Origin of the sequence: Parasphingopyxis algicola (assembly GCF_013378075.1) — a bacterium.
Lineage (GTDB): Bacteria > Pseudomonadota > Alphaproteobacteria > Sphingomonadales > Sphingomonadaceae > Parasphingopyxis > Parasphingopyxis algicola.
Genome location: NZ_CP051131.1, coordinates 2,322,314 through 2,341,520, shown reverse-complemented (window position 1 = coordinate 2,341,520; position 19,207 = coordinate 2,322,314). Strand labels below are relative to the sequence as shown.

The following is a 19,207-nucleotide window of genomic DNA, read 5'->3' as shown; positions in this document are numbered from 1 at the left end:
TGATTGGATAGTTGTCGATCACATTGCAGTGTGTTAATCGGCGGTCATGTCTACACCGCTCATCGAAAACATCCGCACCCTTGTGGCTTCCGGCGAGGCCAGCAAGGCGGGCCTCGCCAAGGCGGCCGGCCTCCATCCCAACTCGCTGCGCAAGCTCGACGATGACGATTGGAATCCGACCGCCGAGACCCTGCTCAAGCTCGAGCGCTATCTGGTGACCGGCGGCGGCGAAGCGCTGGCCAGCCCCGAAGAGATTATCGAGGCGGCGCGCAACGGCCGCATGTTCATCCTCGTCGATGACGAGGATCGCGAAAATGAGGGCGATCTCGTCATTCCCGCGCAGATGGCGACGCCCGACGCGATCAATTTCATGGCCAAATATGGCCGCGGACTGATCTGTCTCGCGATGACCAAGGAGCGGACAGAGGAACTCGGGCTCGACCTGATGAGCCGCCACAACGGCACGCGGCACGAGACGGCGTTCACCGTCTCGATCGAAGCGCGCGACGGCGTTACCACCGGGATTTCCGCGGCCGACCGGGCGCGGACGGTTTCGGTCGCGATCGACGCGTCCAAAGGAAAGGACGAGATCGTGACGCCGGGCCACGTATTTCCATTGGTCGCGCGGCCCGGCGGCGTGCTGGTGCGGGCGGGCCACACCGAAGCGGCGGTCGATATCGCGCGGCTCGCGGGCCTCAACCCCTCCGGCGTGATCTGCGAGATCATGAACGAAGACGGGACGATGGCGCGCATGGGTGATCTGCTCGCCTTCGCCCAGCTCCATAACCTGAAGATCGGGACGATCCGGGATCTGATCGCCTATCGCCGCCGGCACGATCACTTGGTCGAGAAAAAGGCCGAGGCCCCGTTCACCAGCCGCTGGGGCGGCGACTGGACCGCGATGACCTTTTACAACAAGGCGACAGGCACCGAGCAGGTCGCGCTCGTCAAGGGCAGAGTCGATCCCGAAAAGCCGACCCTGGTGCGCATGCACGCGCTCTCGGCCTTTACCGATGTGTTCGGCGAGGAGGGCGCGCGCGGCCAGATGCTCTCGCGCTCGATGGAGATTATCGGCGAGGAGGGCGCGGGCGTCGTCGTCGTCATCAACCGCACGATGCAGGGCGCGTTCACCAAGGCGCTGCTGCTCAAAACCGGCCAGGAGCGGCCCGATATGGAGGAGTTGCGCGACTATGGCGTCGGCGCACAGATCCTCACCGAACTCGGCGTCCATGAGATGATCCTGCTGACCAATACGCATCACAGCCTGGTCGGGCTCGACGCCTATGGGCTGTCGATCGTCGGTGAGCGCGCGATCGATGTCGGAGGCGAATGATGGCCAATTTCCTGATCGTCGAAGCGCGGTTTTACGAGCAGTATAATGACTGGCTGGTCGAGGGAGCCGAGGCGGCGCTCGAGGCGGCCGGGCATAGCCATGACGTGATCACCGTTCCCGGCGCGCTCGAGATACCGGGCGCGGTTGCGATGGCGGCGGAAAGTGGGCGCTATGACGGGTTCGTCGCGATCGGCGTCGTGATCCGCGGCGAAACCTATCATTTCGAGATCGTCGCCGGCGAAAGCGCGCGGGGCCTGATGGCACTGACCATGGATGGCGTTGCTATCGGCAATGGTATCCTGACCGTCGAGAATAGCGATCAGGCCGAAGTCCGCGCCCGGCCCGATCGCAAGGACAAGGGCGGAGAGGCGGCCAAGGCGGCCATCGCGCTGTTCGATCTCGGTCAGCAGATGGCGGCGCGCGGATAAGCGGGCGCCATCCGGCGGGTCAGGCTTTGGTCAGGCCCGTCTCGTGAATGTGAAGCCATTCGAAACCGTCGGCATCGTGCGCGCGGCGCAGCATCACCGTCGATCGCCGGTCGTTGTCGGGCGGATCGGTGTTGCGCGCGCCGAACTGGTGCTCGGTATAGATCGCCAGAACGACGGCTCCGGCAGGACTATCTATCGTACGAAGGATGGCCACGTCAGAAATCTCGATCCGGAAATCGGGATTGGCGCCGAACCCGTGCTTGAGCCCGGCGAGCAGTGTAGATGCGCTCAAGACCTCGCCAGATGGCTGGATATTGATCATGTCGGGGGCAAGGCGCCGGCGCAGCGTGCGATCGAAAGACGAACGGTCGGCCTCGCCGCGAAACCAGACGGCGATGAAGTCGTGCACGGCAACGATCTCCGCTTCGATCATCTCCAGCGTGATATCGCCTGAGTCCGCCATTCGGGCCAACTCCCTATTCGGCCGCCACCGCCTCTTCGGCGAACGGATAGTCGGTATAGCCTTCCGGGCCCGGCGTGTACCAGGTTGCCATATTGCTCTCGTTGAGCGGCAGGCCCGCGCGGAACCGGTGCGGCAGATCGGGATTGGCGAGGAAGGGCCGGCCAAAGCTGATCGCATCGGCCGCGCCCGCGTCGAGCGCAGCCTGGCCGTCTTCGCTTCCATAGTCGGAGTTCAGCACCAACGGTCCCGTGAACGCCTTGCGGATCAGCGGCGACAGTTTCGGCACGTCGGTCCGGCCGAAGGTGCCGTCCGGGCCGGGCTCGCGCAGTTCGAGAAAGCCGATACCGAGATCATTAAGCTTTTCCGCGGCGAGCGGGAAAACGCTTTCCGGGTCGCTGTCGTCGACGCCCTGGGTTTCGCCGTTGGGCGATAGCCGCACGGACGTCCGGTCGGCCCCGGCTTCCCGGATAACCGCTTCGGCCACTTCGGCGAGCAGGCGCGTCCGGTTGTCGGGCGAGCCGCCATATTCGTCGTCGCGCAGGTTTGAACCGTCGCGCAGGAACTGGTCGATCAGATAGCCGTTGGCGGCGTGAATCTGGACGCCGTCGAAACCCGCCTCCAGCGCGTTGCGCGTCGCCTTTGCGTAATCGTCGAGCAGGCCCGGTATCTCGTCGAGCCGCAGGGCGCGCGCCTGTTCGTAGTCCTTCTTGCCGGTCGGCGTATAGGCATGGCCGGGTGCGGTGGTGGCGGACGCGGACACCGGCGGCTCGCCGTCGAGATAATCAGGATGGACGAGCCGGCCCATGTGCCACATCTGGAGAATGATCCGCCCGCCGGCCTCATGGACACCCGCGGTCGTCTGTTTCCAGCCCTCGACCTGTGCTTCGGTCCAGACGCCGGGTGCGGCGGGCCAGCCAAGGCCCTGCCGGCTGATTCCCGTCGCTTCGGTAATGACCAGCCCCGCGGCCGCGCGCTGCGTATAATAGGTCGCCATGAGGTCGTTGGCGACATGGCCGGGCGAGGCGCGGCCGCGCGTCAGCGGCGCCATCAGGATGCGGTTGGGCGCCTCGATGGCCCCGAGCGAGATCGGATCGAAAAGCGTTGGCATGTAGAGAAGTCCCCTAATTGTCGTCAGGACGAAACATAGGGGATGCGGCTGGTTCGGCCAGTGGCAAACGCCCAAACTTTTCTAATGCTGTCTAAAGGAAGGGAGTGGGCCGGTAGCGAACGGGCGGCGGCCGGAACCGCCGCCCGATAGCTATTCAGACGCCCAGCGCGTTCTGCGTGACCATGCAATAGAGCATGGGGATCGAGAGCAGCGTGTTGGTCCGCGACGCGATCAGCGCCCGCGGCGCCGCAGCCGCTTTTTCGTCGGCGCTTGCCTCGACGATACCGAGTATCTTCTTCTGCGCCGGCCAGATGATGAACCAGACGTTGAACGCCATGATCAGCGCCATCCACATGCCGATGCCGATCAGCACCACACCGGTCTGAAACGTCAGCGCCTCGACGAGATAGCCGGAAAGATGCGCGACGATCAGGCCGGTCAGCACGGTAAATGCCGCCGCCCAGCGGAACCAGAACAGGACCCTGGGCGCGATATGACCCGATATCGCCGGCTTATGTTCGTCCGGAATGCTGGGCATGGCCGGCACCTGCACGAAATTCAAATAGTAAAGCAGGCCGATCCACATGATGCCGCACAGCACGTGCAGATAGCGGAAAAGCTGGTTGAGATAGATTGATTCGCCGAGCACGGCACTGTGCAGCCCGAACATGATAACGATCAGAACCACCAATCCCGCGACCAGCACGGCATTCAGATTTCCGAAAAACTTAGCCATTTCGCGTCCCCTATTCCTTGTCGGGCCCTAGCCCTGAGCCCGCTGGCGCGAGAGATAGCAAAAGCGCCGGAATCTGTCACCAAGGGCGATGCACAGGCCTTGGCCTTGTTTGCCGACGGTCTATATATGAGCGCATGGCCGCTCCGCTTCCCGACGATCCGACTCTCGACGAAATCCGTTCGCATCTGGCGCCGATCATTGCCGGACATGCCGCGTTCGACGGGTGGACGGAGGAAGCCGTCGAACGCGCGGCGCACGATGCCGGAGCCGATCCGGGCGCGGCAAAGCTCGCTTTTCCCAAAGGCGCGACCGACATGATCGATGCCTGGTTCGCCCATGTCGATACGGAAATGGCGTCATCCTTTTCGGCCCAAGAACTGGCGGCCATGCCGGTCCACAAACGGATCCGTGCGGCGATTCTCGAACGGCTCGATATCGTCCGGCCGCACAAGGAGGCGCTGCGCCGGGCGATCGCGATCCTCGCCATGCCGCAAAATGTCCCCCTTGCTGGAAAGCTCGGCTGGCGGTCGGCCGATGCGATGTGGCGGCTGGCCGGCGACACGGCGACCGATTTCAACCACTATAGCAAGCGCACGATCCTCGCCGGCGTCTATGGTTCGACCATCATGGTCTGGATCGACGATGAAAGCGAAGGCGAAGCCGAAACGGTCGCCTTTCTCGATCGGCGGCTCGGCAATGTCGCCCAGTTCGAAAAGCTCAAGAAAAAGCTGCGCGGCGACCCTGATCGCCGGTTCAGCGCCACGCGCTTTCTCGGGCGGTTGCGCTATCCGGGACGATAATCCGTGCGCGCGGCACAGACGGCTGGCTTTTTCTTTCCGATATTGATAATCAATCGCAGCTAACCGTTCGATGGGATGATTCTCGTGAGTCTTGACGACCTGCCCCTGCGCCAATCCGCCCTTATTGCGGCAATCAACTGGTCGGCCCTGTCGCCCGCCGACGCCAAGAGGTTGCGCGAACTGGGCTTCGACGAAGGTGTCACCGTCAAACCGCTGCACCGCGCGCCGTTCGGACGGGATCCCATCGCCTGCAAGGTCGGCCGGATGACGATCGCGGTGCGCCGCGCCCATGCATCGGCGATCGAGGTCGAAGTACCGGTCTCATGACATCCATTCCGCTGGTCGCGCTCGTCGGCAATCCCAATGCCGGCAAAAGCGCTCTGTTCAACGCGCTGACCGGCGCGCGCCAGAAAATCGGCAATTATCCGGGCGTGACGGTGGAGCGGCACGCGGGACGGCTCGCGCTGCCCGACGGCCGCCCGGTCGAACTGATCGATCTCCCCGGCGCCTACAGCCTCGATCCGTCGAGCCCCGACGAGGAGGTCACACGGGACGTGGTCACCGGCGCGCAGGCCGGCGAGCGCCTGCCCGACGCGCTGGTCGTCGTCGTCGACGCCGCCAATCTCGAAAACCATCTGCGCTTCACGCTGCAGCTGATCGCACTGGGCCTGCCCGTCGTCGTGGCGCTCAACATGGTGGATCTTGCCCGACGCGACGGGCTCGAGATCGATCCCGTCGCGCTCGCACGGGAACTGGGCGTGCCGGTCGTGCCGACAGTTGCGGTCCGGCGGCGCGGGATAGCCGAGCTCAAGGACGCGATTGGCGGTAAGGTGACGGGCGCCAATCTTCGCGAAATCCAGGCCGGCCGCGGCGACGGCGATGAATTCGACTTCACGCTCGATGCCAGGCGCGCGCGGGCGATCGCGCGACGGGCGATCGTCAGCGAGACGCCGGCGCGGAAATTCAACCAGCGTATCGATGCAGTGGCGCTGCATCCCTTTTTCGGGCCTTTACTCCTCGCCGGCCTGTTGTTCGTGATGTTCCAGGCCGTGTTCGCCTGGTCGGAAGCGCCGATGGGTTGGATCGAGGCCGCCCAGGGCTGGCTGACGAGCGGGGCCGACGGGACGCTCGCCGACGGATATTTCAAATCCTTCCTGATCGACGGGGTGATCAACGGCGTTGGATCGGTCCTCGTCTTCCTGCCGCAGATCCTGATCCTCTTCTTCTTCATCCTGTTGCTTGAGGCGACAGGATATATGACCCGGGCGGCCTTTCTGATGGACCGGTTGATGGCGCGCTTCGGCCTTTCGGGTTCGTCTTTCATTCCCCTGCTTTCTTCCTTCGCCTGCGCTATTCCCGGGATAATGGCGACGCGGACGATCGCCGATCCCAAGGACCGGCTGACCACGATTCTCATCGCCCCGCTGATGACCTGCTCGGCCCGGCTGCCGGTCTATGCGATTATCATCGCCGCTTTCATCCCGAACAACAGTATCGGCCCTGGTATCGGATTGCAGGGCGTCGTGCTGTTTGCGCTCTATATCGCCGGTATCGTCGGCGCGATGGGGGCAGCGTTCGTATTGCGCCGCACCGTCGCCAAGGGCAGCTCGGCGAGCTTCATCATGGAGATGCCCAAATACCAGCTGCCCATGCTGCGCGATCTGGTACTCGGCCTGTGGCAGCGCGCCTGGATTTTCCTCAAGCGCGCCGGTACGATCATCTTCGTCACGACGATTGCGCTCTGGGCACTGCTGTCCTTTCCGCAGGCGCCCGAAGACAGCCCGCTCAGCCAGACCGAATATTCGATTGCCGGGCGCGTCGCCGACGGGCTGCACGTCGTAATGGCGCCGATCGGGTTCAACGAGGAAATCTCGCTGGCGCTGATCCCCGCCATGGCGGCGCGCGAGGTCGCCGTGTCGGCGCTGGCGACGACCTATTCGATCGACGAGAGCGACGAGGTCCAGGCCGAACAGTCGCTGACCCAGCAGCTCCAGAGCCGCTGGACCCTGCCGACCGCGCTCGCCTTTCTCGCCTGGTTCGTCTTCGCGCCCCAATGCCTGTCGACGATCGCCGTGACGCGGCGGGAAACGAACAGCTGGCGATGGCCGGGCTTCATGCTCCTCTACTTGTTCGTGCTCGCCTATCTGGCGGCGGGCGCCACCTATTGGACGGCGGTCGCGCTCGGGCTCTGACGCGCTTCGGCTAATACTACCCACATCGCATTCGGCCTGCGCTTGTCGAAACCCGGCCCGTTTTCTAAGCCGGGGGCGAAGAGACGCCGCAGAGATTCGGCGATACGGAATTCTGGGAGACAAGACATGGCGGGCAGCGTCAACAAGGTAATCCTGATCGGCAATCTGGGGCGCGACCCGGAGACGCGGACGTTCAGCAACGGCGGCAAGGTCTGCAATCTGAGGATCGCGACGTCGGAGAGCTGGAAGGACAAGCAGACCGGCGAGCGCCGGGAGCGTACGGAATGGCACAGCGTTGCGATCTTTTCGGAAGGACTCGCCAATGTCGCCGAACGCTATCTGCGCAAGGGCAGCAAGGTCTATATCGAAGGCCAGCTGCGCACCCGCAAATGGCAGGACCAGTCCGGCAACGACCGCTATTCGACCGAGGTCGTGATCGACGGTTTCAACGGCAGTATGACCATGCTCGACGGCCGCGATGGTGGCGGGGGCAGCGGCGGTTCCGGCGGCTGGAATGACGGGCCTTCGGACAATGACGGGGGATATGGCGGCGGCCAGTCTTCAGGTTCGAAACCAGCCGGCGGCGCGTTCGACGACGATCTCGACGACGACGTCCCCTTTTAGGGGTTGGGCGCAAAGCCTAGTCACCGCGTTTCTCCGAGAGCTGATCGCGAAGGGCCTTGAGCGTGCCGAACGGACCCGCTTCTTCCTCGCTGATAACCCCCGCCGCGCGCAGCGCCGCCTCGGCATTCGCGCTGCGCGGAAAGGGATCGAGGGCCAGTGCCATGGTCTGCGCCGCGGCCTCGCCGAGATCGATGGCGCCGTCCGTATAGATCATGGTCTCGCATTCGTCCGCGCTGAGTTCGATTTCCTCCGCGCCGACAGGCAGGTCTTCGGGCACGAAGCGCAGGTCGAAATCCGCTTCGATCCGGTCGGTTACCGGTTCGCCCGTGACGACGCAGCGTTGCGTTACGTCCGCATACACCTCGCCCCGAGCAAAAATGTCCGCGCCTTCGCGGCGGATCTCGGCGCGGGCGGAAAGCGTCGGAAGCGCCTGGAGATCGAATCGTTCGGCCAGCGCCGCCCGTTCATTTGCATCGGCCTCGATTTCGTGGGTGGCCGCCCCCGCGCCGATCGTGTCGATCGCGATCCGGCGTGAAAATTCGGGATTCACGCTCATCTGAGGTCCGGCAACTTGCCCGCGATGATCGCCTCGGCCGGTTCGGCGGCGAGATCGGTGCCGAAGCTATCGAGACGGCTGGCGGTGTAGGCGAGTTCGGAATCGCCGGGCGGTTCCCCGCGATACAGGTTACGGGCGAGCGCATCATGCGTGTCGCCGTCCGGCGAGAAGCCCGAACGATAGGCGGCCAGCCTCCCGCCGAGCGCGCCCATCATCTTGCCGATATGCTTGCCGACGACGATATCGCCGATCCCGAGTTCGCGCAGCTGGCCGTCCATGTCTTCGACGAACAGTTCGGCGAGCAACGCGCTCTGGGCGGCATAGGCTTCGCCGTCGCCTTCGAGCCGCAACAGCACCAGGGCAAGGATCGCCGCGATCATGTCGAACCGGCCGTCCTTGGTGTCCGGCACACCGCCCTGGGTGTACCATTGGGGATCGCGGCCATGTTCCACGATCCTCCGATAGAGCGGAATCATCGCCTCGCGCGGACGGTTACGGTTGAAGAGCCGGTCTAAAAGGGACATGGCGTCGGGTATCGCTCCTTCGATGCGGCCTTGCTATCCGGGTCGCCTTCCGCATATTGAGCGCGATCGATCAAGTTGCAATGCCGGCTGTACGGGCGTTGCGCGTAAGGAGACTGAAATGGCCCGGAAAATGCGGCATATGCCGCTGGTCGCAGGCACCGCGGCGCTGCTCGCGACGAGCCTCTTCACGAGCGGATGCGCTCGAATTCGCACGCATCAGGGCTATCTCGGCGAACCGATCCTGATTGAATCCGTCCAGCCGGGCGTCGACAATCGCGCCTCCGTCCAGGCGACGCTCGGGCGTCCGACCTTTACCAGCCAGTTCACCACGGCCGGCGAAACGCCGACTTGGTATTATGTTTCGCGCGACACGCGCCAGCTGGCGTTCGCCCGGCCGCGCCCCGTGGACCAGACGGTCCTCGCCGTGCGATTTGGCGGCGACGGCAATGTCGCGACCGTCGACCGGATCGGGATGGAACAGGTCGCCTCGATCAGCCCCTCGGGCGACGAAACACCGACCCTCGGCCGCAGTCGCGGCTTTTTCGACGAACTGTTCGGCAATATCGGCCGCGTCGGCAGCGTCAGCCAGAGCGGCGGCACGGCCGACAATCCTGGCGGATAGCCGGCGGATCTATTCTTCCGGCCGTTCGGCCCGGATGGTTTCGGAAAACTAGCGCGCGATACCGCCGGCTGCGAGTACCGCCAGCGTTACCAACTCGCTCGCGGTCGCCGACATGGTCGCGATCTGCACCGGGCGGGCCATGCCGACGAGCATCGGCCCGACCACCGAATCCCCGCCCAGCTCACGGAGCAGTTTCGCCGAGAGGTTTGCCGATTGCAGGCCCGGCATCACGAGCACGTTGGCGGGTTCCGACAGGCGGCTGAACGGATAGCTTTTCATCAGCTGCGGGTTGAGCGCGACATCGGGCGCCATCTCGCCTTCATATTCGAAGCTTACCCCGCGCTCGTCGAGCAGCGCGACCGCCTCGCGGATATTCTCGAGCCAGTTGCCTGGCGGATTGCCGAAGGTCGAATAGGAGAGAAAGGCGACGCGCGGTTCATGTCCCATGCGCCGGGCCACAGCGGCCGTCTGCTCGGCGATATCGGCGAGCAGCTCGGGTGACGGACGTTCGTTGATCGTCGTGTCCGCCATGAAGACATTGTGGTTCCGGCCGACCAGCATATGGATACCGAAAGGCCGGCGCCCCTCGATCGGATCGATGACTTTCATCACTTGGCTCAGTGACTGGCTGAACTGCCGCGTCACGCCGGTGATCATCACATCGGCTTCGCCGAGCGCGAGCAGCAGCGCGCCGAAGATGTTGCGGTCGTTATTGACCATCCGCTCGCAATCGCGGCGGAGGAATCCGCGCCGCTGCAGCCGGTCGTAGAGAAAATCGACCATTTGCGTGACGAGCGGCGAGTTGCGGCTATTGTGATATTCGAAGCTCTCCGGCTCGTCGACGCCAAGGTCGCGGAGCCGGTCCGGCACGTCGTCGCGCCCGACCAGCACGGGAATGCCGTAGCCGCCGTCTCGGAACTGGATCGCTGCGCGCAGCACCACCTCTTCCTCGCCTTCGGCGAACAGCACGCGGCGCGGTTGGGCTCGCGCCTGCTCATAAGCGAGCGTCAGCACCGAATTGGTCGGGTTGAGGCGCGATTTCAGCGTGTGCCGGTAATTCTCCATGTCGAGGATCGGCTGGCGCGCGACGCCTGAATCCATTGCCGCCTGGGCCACAGCCGCCGGTACGATCTCCATCAGCCGCGGGTCGAAGGGGGCCGGGATAATGTAATCCGGCCCGAAACTGTGCGACGTACCATAGGCCGCCGCGACTTCCTCGGGCACCTGCTGGCGCGCCAGTTCGGCCAGCGACTTCGCCGCCGCGATCTTCATCTCGTCATTGATCGTCGTCGCCCGCACATCGAGCGCGCCGCGAAAGATGAACGGGAAACCGAGCACATTGTTGACCTGGTTCGGATAGTCCGACCGGCCTGTCGCGATGATCGCATCGGGGCGCACGGCCTTGGCGTCTTCCGGCAGTATCTCGGGATCGGGGTTGGCCATGGCGAAGATGATCGGCTTTTCGCCCATCGATTTCACCATGTCCTGATCGACGACGCCCGCGACCGAGAGGCCGAGGAAGATGTCGGCGCCTTCCATCGCCTCGCGCAATGTCCGTTTGTCGGTGGGCGCGGCATGGGCCGACTTCCACTGATCCATCGCCTCCTCGCGGCCCTGATAGATGACGCCCTTGGAGTCGCACATCAGGACGCGGTCGCTGGGCGCACCCATCGCCTTGATCAGTTCGGTGCACGCGATCGCCGCCGCCCCGGCACCCGAAACCACCATGTCGACATCGGTGATGTCGCGGCCCGTCAGGTGCAGCGCGTTGATGACACCGGCGGCCGCGATGATCGCGGTGCCGTGCTGGTCGTCATGGAAGACGGGGATGTTCATCCGCTCGCGCAATGTCTGTTCGATGATGAAGCAGGCCGGCGCACCGATATCTTCCAGATTGATGCCGCCGAAGCTCGGTTCCATGATCTCGACCGCACTGATGAACCTGTCGGCATCCTCGGTGTCGAGTTCGATATCGATCGAATCGACATCGGCGAAGCGCTTGAACAGCACCGCCTTGCCTTCCATCACCGGCTTCGATGCCAGCGCACCGAGATTGCCGAGGCCAAGAATGGCCGTGCCGTTGGATATCACAGCGACGAGATTGCCCTTGGCCGTATAGTCATAGGCGGTCGCCGGATCGTCCGCGATCGCCTTCACGGGAACCGCGACGCCCGGCGAGTAGGCGAGGCTCAGGTCGCGCTGCGTCGCCATCGGCTTGGTGGCGACGATCTCGATCTTGCCCGGCCGCTCATGCGAGTGAAACAGCAGCGCCTCGCGCTCCGAAAACTCGACATTGCTGCGATCGCTCATCATCTTCTCCTGTGGATGATTTCGTGGATAACCGGGCCCTCCCGCCCAATCGCCTTTTGGGGCATGGCGGCGGCGGCGGCAAGTCGCTATCCCGGGATTCGACATGGCGACACAGGTGAAAAAGAAACGCGCCGCCAAGGCGGGGCCGACGCCGATGATGGCGCAATATCTGGCGCTCAAGGAGAGCGTACCCGATTGTCTGCTCTTCTACCGCATGGGCGATTTCTTCGAGCTGTTTTTCGAAGACGCCAAGGCTGCCGCCGCCACCCTCGATATCGCATTGACGGCGCGCGGCGAACATGATGGCGAACCGATCCCGATGTGCGGCGTGCCCGCGCACAGCCATGAGGCGTATCTCGCGCGGCTGATCAAGGCGGGTCATCGCGTCGCGATCGCCGACCAGACGGAGACTCCCGAACAGGCGAAGAAGCGGGCCGGTTCGAAGGCGCTGGTCGGGCGGGCGATTATCCGGGTGGTCACGGCCGGGACCCTGACCGAGGAAACGCTGCTCGATGCCAAATCGGAGAACTGGCTGGTCGCTGTCGCGGAGACGGTGGGAAAGCTGGGGATTGCCGCGGCGGATATCTCGACCGGGCGCTTCACGCTGGCTACCGCCGAACCCGATATGCTCGACGCTGAGCTGGCCCGGCTGTCCGCCGCCGAACTGATCGTGCCGGAGGGGTTCGCAAACGTGCCGGAGCATGCGCAGATCTGTCCGAAAACCGATTTCGGCAGCATCGGGGCGGAGAAGCGGTTGAAGGCCTTGTTCGGTGTGGCGACGCTCGACGGATTCGGCGATTTCGACCGGGCCGAGCTGGCGGCGGCAGGCGGGTTGCTCGCCTATCTCGAGACCGCCGGGCAGGGCGATTTGCCCTTCCTCCAGCCGCCGCGCCGTCACCGGACCGGCGATCATATGCTGATCGATGCCGCGACGCGCGAAAGCCTCGAGCTGACGCAGGCTGTCGGCGGCGGCCGCAGCGGCAGCCTGCTCGGCTGCATCGATCAGAGCGTGACCGGGGCCGGTGCGCGGCTCCTCGCCGCCGATATCTCCGCGCCGCTGACATCGGTTGCCGCGATCGAGGCGCGGCTCGATCTCGTCCGGCTGTTGGAAGCCGATGCAGGCCGGCGCGAAAGCCTGCGCGCTGCCCTGAAGGCGCTGCCCGATATCGGTCGGGCGCTGGGGCGGCTGGTCGCTGCGCGCGGCACGCCGCGCGATCTGGGATTGTTGCGGGACGGACTCGGTGCGGCGCGTGAGCTCCATATGGATTTGTCCCAGATAGAGGAGCCGCCGAAACTGCTGGCCGAATTACTGCCGGCGCTGACCGGGCACGGGGCGCTCACCGATCATCTCTCCCGCGCACTTGTACCATCGCCGCCGATCGATATCGCCAAGGGCGGCTATATCGCCGAAGGCTATGACGCAGCGCTCGATGACCTCCGGGAAACGGCCGGGGCGGGCCGCAAGGCGATCGCCGGGCTCGAGGCGCGCTATCGCGAGACGACGGGGATTGCGAGCCTCAAGGTGAAGCACAACAACGTGCTCGGTTATCATATCGAGGTGCCCTCGCGGCATGCCGACGCGCTGATGGGCGAGGAGTCCGGTTTCACCCACCGCCAGACGCTGGCCGGGGTCGTGCGTTTCAACGCTCCGGATCTGCACGAGGAAGCGCAGCGTGTCATGCAGGCGGGTGCCCATGCTCTGGCCGCGGAGGCCGCGCATCTCGAGGAGCTGATCGCGACGACCCTTGCGGACAAGGATCGCATCGCCGCGACCGCCGATGCGCTGGCCCGGCTCGACGTCGCAGCCGCCCTCGCTGAACAGGCGGCGCTGTGCGGCTGGACCCGTCCCAGGCTCGCTGGCCATCCCTGTTTCCAGGTCGAGGGCGGCCGCCACCCGGTCGTCGAGCGGGCGGTCGAGCAACAGGGCGAACGCTTCGTCGCGAATGACTGCAGGCTTTCTCCGGACGAGCGGCTCTGGCTCGTTACCGGCCCCAATATGGGCGGCAAATCGACCTTTCTGCGCCAGAATGCGCTGATCGCGGTACTCGCCCAGGCGGGCAGCTACGTACCGGCCGCTTCGGCCGAACTCGGCATCGTCGACAAGCTCTTTTCGCGTGTCGGCGCGTCGGACAATCTCGCGCGCGGCCGTTCGACCTTCATGGTCGAGATGGTAGAGACCGCCGCAATCCTCGCGCAAGCGACAGAAAACAGCCTTGTGATACTTGACGAGGTCGGGCGCGGGACGTCGACCTATGACGGGCTCGCCATTGCCTGGGCCGTCGTCGAGGCGGTCCACGACGTGAACCGGTGCCGCTGCCTCTTCGCCACCCATTATCACGAGCTGACCCGGCTCGCCGAACGGCTCGACGCGCTGTCCCTCCACCATGTTCGCGCCCGCGAATGGAAAGGCGATCTGGTGCTGCTCCACGAACTGGCCGACGGGCCGGCCGATCGCAGCTACGGCCTTGCCGTCGCCAAGCTGGCCGGTTTGCCCAAGGACACCGTCGCGCGGGCCAAGTCGGTGCTCGCCAAGCTCGAGGCCGGGCGCGCCTCGACCGGCGGGCTGGCGGCCGGGCTCGACGATCTGCCGCTGTTTTCCGCCGATGTCGCGCAGGAGGAGAACCGCGCCGATCCGCTGCGCGAGACGCTGGAGGCGGTCCATGCCGACGATCTGAGCCCGCGCGAGGCGCTGGACTTCGTCTACCGCCTCAAACGGCTGGCGGACGAGGGCGACGACGCCTAGATTGCGGTCATGCCCAGCACTTCCATCCCCAATCGGCGCGCGATTATCGACCGGCGCGAAGTCGCCGCGACGCTGCATGGAATCGAGGCCGAGGGTACTGCCGCGTTGCGCGCTGCAGCCGTCGAGGAACTGCGCAAGACGATGGAGCAGGGATGTGCGGAAATCGCGGATCGCCTTGCCGAGAAGCCGTCACGCGGTTCGATCATAACCCGGAGCTATTCCTTTCTGTATGATCAGCTGCTCCGGCTCATCTACGACTTCACCGTTCAGCGCCTCTATTCGAACAGCAATCCGTCGGATGCCGAACGGCTGACCCTCATTGCGGTCGGCGGCTACGGACGCAGCGAACTGGCGCCCTTTTCCGATCTCGATATCGGATTCCTGACGCCCTACAAGCAATCGCCCTGGTGCGAGCAGGTGATCGAATCGATCCTCTACACGCTCTGGGATTTGGGGCTGAAGGTCGGCCATTCGAGTCGCTCGCTCGACGATATGGTCCGCATGGCGAAGAGCGATCTGACAATCCGCACGGCGCTGCTCGAAGCGCGATACCTGTGGGGCGACGAACACCTGTATGACGAGGCGACGCAGCGCTTCTACGCCGAGGTCGTCGAGGGCACGGCGCAGGTCTTCACCGCCGGAAAGCTGGAAGAGCGCGATGCGCGGCACGAACGGATGGGCGACAGCCGCTATGTGGTCGAACCCAATGTGAAGGACGGCAAGGGCGGGCTGCGCGATCTCCACACATTGTTCTGGATCGGCCGCTATGTGCACAAGGTCCGCGATCTGGGTGAACTGGTCGAACACGGCCTGCTTACGGCCGAGGAACTCAAGCAGTTTCGCAAGGCGCGCGACTTCCTGCTCGCGGTGCGCTGCCACCTCCATCTGATTTCGGGCCGTCCGGAAGAGCGGTTGACCTTCGATGTCCAGCCCGAGATCGCCAAGCGGATGCACTATGCCGAACGCACCGGGAAATCGGCTGTCGAGCGGTTTATGCAGCATTATTTCCTGATCGCGAAACAGGTAGGCGACCTGACCGGCGTCTTCCTCGCGCACTTGGACGAGCAATACGGACCGCGCGGGCGGCGGTTCGTGATGCCGACACTGCGCCGCAAGCCGCGCAAGCTCAACGGCTTCACGCTGGATCGAGGACGGCTTTCGATTCCCGCCGACGATTTTTTCGGGGAAGACCCGGTCCGGCTGATCGAAATGTTCGCTCTGGCCGACAAGCACGGCCTTGAAATCCATCCGGTCGCGATGCGCCAGGCCGGCCGCGACGAGAAGATGGTCGCGACGATCCGGGACGATCCCCGCGCTAACGCGCTGTTCCTCGACGTGCTCACGAGCCCGCGCGATCCCGAAACGGTGTTGCGCTGGATGAACGAGGCGGGGGTCTTCGGCCGCTTCGTTCCCGATTTCGGCCGCGTCGTCGCCCAGATGCAGTTCGACATGTATCATCATTACACCGTCGACGAGCATACGATCCGGGCAATCGGACTCCTCTCCAAGATCGAAAGCGGGCTGCTCAAGGACGACCATCCGCTGTCCCATGATGTCATGCAGAAGCTCGTATCGCGACGGGTTCTCTATATCGCGGTGCTGCTGCACGACATTGCCAAGGGCAGGGGCGGCGATCATTCGATCCTCGGCGCGGAGGTGGCGGACGAACTATGTCCGCGTCTCGGACTGGACGCCGGCGAAACGCAGACCGTGGCATGGCTCGTGCGCTGGCATCTGCTGATGTCGGCGACGGCGTTCAAGCGCGACCTCTCCGACCCGAAGACGATCGAGGATTTCGTGCTCGCGGTGAAGAGCCCCGAACGGCTGAAACTGCTGCTTGTGCTCACCGTCGTCGATATTCGCGCTGTCGGGCCGGGCGTCTGGAACGACTGGAAACGCCAGCTTCTGACCGATCTGTTCGAAGCGGCCGAGGAAACCCTCCGGCTGGGTCACAAGCATCAGGGCCGCGATTCGCGGATCGACGCCGCTCAGCAGGCGCTGGCCGAGACGCTCGGCTGGCCGGATGCGGATATGAGGCGGCTCGTCAAGCGAATGCCCCGCGCCTATTGGATCGCCGAGAATGAGGAGACCGCCGCTGCCAATGCGCGGCAGATGGCCGAGGCGGAAGAAGGCAGCGAAAAACTGTCCATAGCCACGGAGCCGGACCCGGAGCGCGGCGCGACGATTGTGACCGTCTACACGGCCGACCATCCGGGATTGTTCTACCGGCTGGCCGGGGCGGTCGACATGGCCGGCGCGAACGTGATCGATGCGCGGATCTACACGACGCGGGACGGTATGGCGCTGGACAACATCCTGGTTCAGGACCCCCTCGGCGGGACGTTCGACGATCCCGGCCAGCTACAACGCCTTCAAACCGCGATCCGCGACGCGCTTGCCAACAAGCACAAGCTGAAGGAGCGCCTCGAAGCACGGCCGCTACCCCGCGCACGGGCCGAAGCCTTCCATATCGAGCCGCTGGTGCTGATCGATAACAAGGCATCGAACCGCTATACGGTGATCGAGGTCAATGCGCTCGACCGGCCCGCGCTGCTCAACAGCCTGACGCATGCGTTGTTCCAGTCCAAGGCGACGATCCGTTCGGCGCATATTGCCACCTATGGTGAGCGGGCTGTCGATACCTTCTACGTGACGGATCTGTTCGGCGAGAAGATCGTCAATCCGTCGCGGCTCAAGGCGCTGCAGAAGCGCCTGCTCAAGGCCGCGGCCTCGCCGCGCGAAGATGAGAAGGAAGCGGCCTAGGCCGGTTGCGGTTCGGGCGGCCGGTTCGGGCGTTCGCGTTTTTCGAGCTGTTCCTCGGGCGCTTCGGGCGGGGCGTAGCTGATGACGATATCGCCGGGCTCCACGACGGGCCGCGCGTCGGTCGAATAGAAGAGCAGGCGCCGGTCCGGCTTGAGGACGCAGATGAGCAGTGCCTCCGGATCCAGATTCTGTTTGAGGTCCTCGATCCCGAACTTGTCGGTGATCTTGGTGCGGGTGAAGACCCAGTCGGCGTCTTCGCATTTGAGCAAATCGTCGATCGTCGGCGCGGATCGCATGAGGACGCGCCCGCGCGCATGATAGGCTTCCCGGTCCCGATCCGTCCCGATCTGGCTGACCGAATCATACCCCATTTCCGGGCCAAGATCGTCGCAGATCAAGGCATTATAGGCATCGTTGTCCGTCGCCGCGATCAGTTCCTGGAACTGCCCGAGATCGAGATGTTCCTGCGTCACCTCGTCGAGAATATCGCCGCGATAGATATCGAGCTCGCGGCGTTTGGCTGCGCGCAACGCATATTGCGAGGGGTCCGCGATGGTAACGGGGATGTCCATCTTCTTGAGCAACTCGCCAAAGTCGATGGTCCAGCGATTGGCACCGACGAGCAGCACGCCGTCCGCCTCCCCCTGGTCGAGATCGAGCCGCCTGGCCCACCATTTCGCGGAAAAGCCGTGCGCGAAGATCGTGGCGATGACGACGCCGAAGGAGAGCGGGATCAGCGCCTCGGCATCCTCTATTCCATAATCCACGAGCCGGATCGCGAAGAGGCCGGTGATCGCCACGGCAACGATGCCGCGCGGTGCGATCCACGCAATGAACAGCCGTTCGTTCCAGGGCACGCTCGAAAAGAGCAGCGAGACCAGGATGGTCAGCGGCCGGACGACGAACAGCAGCAGGATCAGGAAGCCGGTAAAGCGCAGCACGCCTTCGATCGGATCGGGCGAGGTCGTCTGGAAACTGGTGATGACCTCCCAGTCGAGCGTCGCCGAGAGCATGATAAACACGCCCGATATCAGCAGCACCGCAAGATCTTCCTTGAACCGGCGCAACGCGTGGCTGGAAAACATCGGCCGGTTGGCCATCACGACGCCCATGATCGTGACGGTAACGAGACCGGTTTCGTGCTGGATGATATCGGCGAGGACGAAACCCCCGACCACCAGGATCAGGAGCGTCGGTGCTTTCAGATATTCCGGGACATAGCCGCGCGGGAAGAACCAGGTCACGCCCCAGCCCAGCGCCGCGCCGAGCAGCGCCGCTATGAAGGTGGAGCCGATGACATCGAAGCTGATCGCCGCGATATTGGTGCCGGTGCCGCCATAGGTGATATAGGCGAAGATGAAGACGGCCAGCAGCGCCCCGATCGGATCGTTGACGATCCCTTCCCATTTCAAGATGTTCGACACGCGCGGCCCGACGCGCAAGGTGCGCAGCATCGGGCCGATCACCGTCGGCCCGGTGACGACGAGGATACCGCCGAACAGCGCCGACACCTCCCAGCTCAGCCCTGCGCCGTAATGCGCCGCCAGGGTTCCGAGGAACCAACCCAGGGGCACGCCGATCACGACGACGCGCATCACCGCCCATCCCGCCTGGCGCAACTCCCGGAAATTGAGGCTTAGTCCGCCTTCGAACAGGATCACCGCCACCGCAAGCTTGATGATGGGCTCCATCAGAGCCCCGAAATCTCTTTCGGGATTTATGAGGCCTCCGCGGAAAAACTCGTGCGGGATAAGCGCGCTGACGGGGCCGACCAGGATACCGACGATCAGCATCAGGGCGATGGCCGGGCGTCCAGTCCGCCAGGCGATCCATTGTGCGCCGACCCCGGCGACACCGATCACCGCGATCTTCACCATGAGGGAGTCGAGCGCCATTACCTGTCCATGCCGGGGAACGTGGGTTTCTTCAACAGATTGTTAAAGTGCCAAGACAAGAGCCCGCGCCGTTCGACGGGCGCGGGCTCTTTCAAGACGTTCGGCGATAT

16 protein-coding genes are annotated in these 19,207 nt (G+C 64.3%); 9 read left to right on the top strand and 7 right to left on the bottom strand.

Annotation, left to right across the window (positions count from 1 at the left end):
- The first annotated feature begins 46 nt into the window (after positions 1 to 46).
- Entirely contained in the window at positions 47 to 1,333 is a 1,287-nt protein-coding gene (ribB, locus tag HFP57_RS11545) for a 3,4-dihydroxy-2-butanone-4-phosphate synthase (protein WP_176869904.1), read from the top strand.
- Positions 1,333 to 1,761 (top strand): 6,7-dimethyl-8-ribityllumazine synthase, encoded by a 429-nt coding sequence (gene ribH / locus HFP57_RS11540; RefSeq protein WP_176871284.1) that lies wholly within the window; start codon positions 1,333 to 1,335, stop codon positions 1,759 to 1,761. Before ribB ends, ribH begins: the two co-directional genes overlap by 1 nt.
- Positions 1,762 to 1,780: 19 nt before the next feature.
- On the opposite strand, the gene HFP57_RS11535 is transcribed toward ribH, so the two are convergent.
- The 3 genes from HFP57_RS11535 to HFP57_RS11525 all read right to left on the bottom strand — a co-directional run bounded on the left by HFP57_RS11535 (position 1,781) and on the right by HFP57_RS11525 (position 4,068).
- Positions 1,781 to 2,224: a DUF4440 domain-containing protein gene (locus tag HFP57_RS11535; RefSeq protein ID WP_176869903.1), complete on the bottom strand. Its 444-nt coding sequence runs from the start codon at positions 2,222 to 2,224 to the stop codon at positions 1,781 to 1,783.
- Between the two features lie 13 nt (positions 2,225 to 2,237).
- Positions 2,238 to 3,332, bottom strand: coding sequence for an alkene reductase (locus tag HFP57_RS11530; protein ID WP_176869902.1), 1,095 nt, complete (start codon positions 3,330 to 3,332; stop codon positions 2,238 to 2,240).
- Between the two features lie 154 nt (positions 3,333 to 3,486).
- A complete protein-coding gene (locus tag HFP57_RS11525; protein WP_176869901.1) occupies positions 3,487 to 4,068 on the bottom strand; it encodes a urate hydroxylase PuuD in 582 nt (193 codons plus the stop codon).
- 134 nt (positions 4,069 to 4,202) lie between these two features.
- Here HFP57_RS11525 and HFP57_RS11520 point away from each other — a divergent pair, with 134 nt between their 5' ends.
- The 4 genes from HFP57_RS11520 (at position 4,203) to ssb (ending at position 7,684) form a co-directional block, all read left to right on the top strand.
- Positions 4,203 to 4,868 (top strand): COQ9 family protein, encoded by a 666-nt coding sequence (locus HFP57_RS11520; RefSeq protein WP_176869900.1) that lies wholly within the window; start codon positions 4,203 to 4,205, stop codon positions 4,866 to 4,868.
- A gap of 75 nt (positions 4,869 to 4,943) precedes the next feature.
- Positions 4,944 to 5,195, top strand: a complete 252-nt coding sequence (locus HFP57_RS11515; protein ID WP_176869899.1) for a FeoA family protein — start codon at positions 4,944 to 4,946, stop codon at positions 5,193 to 5,195.
- Positions 5,192 to 7,060 carry a ferrous iron transporter B gene (feoB, locus tag HFP57_RS11510; protein ID WP_176869898.1) on the top strand — a complete coding sequence of 623 codons (1,869 nt, stop codon included), beginning with the start codon at positions 5,192 to 5,194 and terminating at the stop codon, positions 7,058 to 7,060. The genes HFP57_RS11515 and feoB overlap by 4 nt, the downstream gene beginning before the upstream one ends.
- 126 nt (positions 7,061 to 7,186) lie before the next feature.
- Positions 7,187 to 7,684, top strand: a complete 498-nt coding sequence (ssb, locus tag HFP57_RS11505; protein ID WP_176869897.1) for a single-stranded DNA-binding protein — start codon at positions 7,187 to 7,189, stop codon at positions 7,682 to 7,684.
- A 16-nt stretch (positions 7,685 to 7,700) separates the two neighbouring features.
- On the opposite strand, the gene HFP57_RS11500 is transcribed toward ssb, so the two are convergent.
- Positions 7,701 to 8,240, bottom strand: a complete 540-nt coding sequence (locus tag HFP57_RS11500; RefSeq protein ID WP_176869896.1) for a YceD family protein — start codon at positions 8,238 to 8,240, stop codon at positions 7,701 to 7,703.
- Positions 8,237 to 8,764 (bottom strand): ubiquinol-cytochrome C chaperone family protein, encoded by a 528-nt coding sequence (locus tag HFP57_RS11495; protein ID WP_176869895.1) that lies wholly within the window; start codon positions 8,762 to 8,764, stop codon positions 8,237 to 8,239. The genes HFP57_RS11500 and HFP57_RS11495 overlap by 4 nt, the downstream gene beginning before the upstream one ends.
- A 118-nt stretch (positions 8,765 to 8,882) precedes the next feature.
- On the opposite strand from HFP57_RS11495, the gene HFP57_RS11490 reads away from it, so the two are divergent.
- A complete protein-coding gene (locus HFP57_RS11490) occupies positions 8,883 to 9,386 on the top strand; it encodes an outer membrane protein assembly factor BamE (RefSeq protein WP_425500711.1) in 504 nt (167 codons plus the stop codon).
- A gap of 48 nt (positions 9,387 to 9,434) precedes the next feature.
- On the opposite strand, the gene HFP57_RS11485 is transcribed toward HFP57_RS11490, so the two are convergent.
- Positions 9,435 to 11,696: an NADP-dependent malic enzyme gene (locus tag HFP57_RS11485; RefSeq protein ID WP_176869894.1), complete on the bottom strand. Its 2,262-nt coding sequence runs from the start codon at positions 11,694 to 11,696 to the stop codon at positions 9,435 to 9,437.
- A gap of 154 nt (positions 11,697 to 11,850) precedes the next feature.
- Here HFP57_RS11485 and mutS point away from each other — a divergent pair, with 154 nt between their 5' ends.
- Together mutS and HFP57_RS11475 are read left to right on the top strand one after the other, a co-directional pair.
- Entirely contained in the window at positions 11,851 to 14,439 is a 2,589-nt protein-coding gene (mutS, locus tag HFP57_RS11480; RefSeq protein WP_176871282.1) for a DNA mismatch repair protein MutS, read from the top strand.
- Between the two features lie 9 nt (positions 14,440 to 14,448).
- Positions 14,449 to 17,202 (top strand): [protein-PII] uridylyltransferase, encoded by a 2,754-nt coding sequence (locus HFP57_RS11475; protein WP_176869893.1) that lies wholly within the window; start codon positions 14,449 to 14,451, stop codon positions 17,200 to 17,202.
- Here HFP57_RS11475 and HFP57_RS11470 read toward each other — a convergent pair.
- A complete protein-coding gene (locus HFP57_RS11470; protein ID WP_176869892.1) occupies positions 17,199 to 19,097 on the bottom strand; it encodes a cation:proton antiporter in 1,899 nt (632 codons plus the stop codon). The two genes, HFP57_RS11475 and HFP57_RS11470, sit on opposite strands and share 4 nt — an antisense overlap.
- Positions 19,098 to 19,207 lie beyond the last annotated feature (110 nt).